Source organism: Actinoplanes sp. NBRC 103695 (assembly GCF_030269485.1).
GTDB lineage: Bacteria > Actinomycetota > Actinomycetes > Mycobacteriales > Micromonosporaceae > Actinoplanes.
In genome coordinates this window covers 1-381 of sequence record NZ_BSTL01000141.1, presented here as the reverse complement: position 1 = coordinate 381, position 381 = coordinate 1, and the positions used below count along the sequence as shown (strand labels likewise).

At 60.6% G+C, this 381-nt stretch carries 1 protein-coding gene; it reads left to right on the top strand.

Going from position 1 to position 381, the window contains the following annotated elements; genetic code table 11:
- On the top strand, positions 1–381 hold a 381-nt coding region (locus QSK31_RS48610), incomplete at both ends, for a hypothetical protein (RefSeq protein WP_285692013.1).

Below are 381 nucleotides of genomic sequence, written 5' to 3'. Positions count from 1 at the left end.
ATTCGCAGGAGGAGCAACAGCAGATAGCGTATTCGCAGGAGGAGCAACAGCAGATAGCGTATTCGCAGGAGGAGCAACAGCAGATAGCGTATTCGCAGGAGGAGCAACAGCAGATAGCGTATTCGCATTACGAGGATTACGAGCCCGATTACTCGACTCCTGCGCCGTTGCCTGACTGGCCGGGTGTCTCCGGTGGTACGTACCCCTCGTCTTCGGTGTCTGCCGGCCCTCAGCCGCTGACCGGTACCGGCTTCGACTACACCGGTTTCGTCCCGTACTCCCAGTCTTCGGTGTCTGCCGCTCCTAACCCCACCGGTGGCGACCACGACCACCCCTACTTCGATGACGGCGACCCGGACGTGGCTAACTGGCCCGGCATGT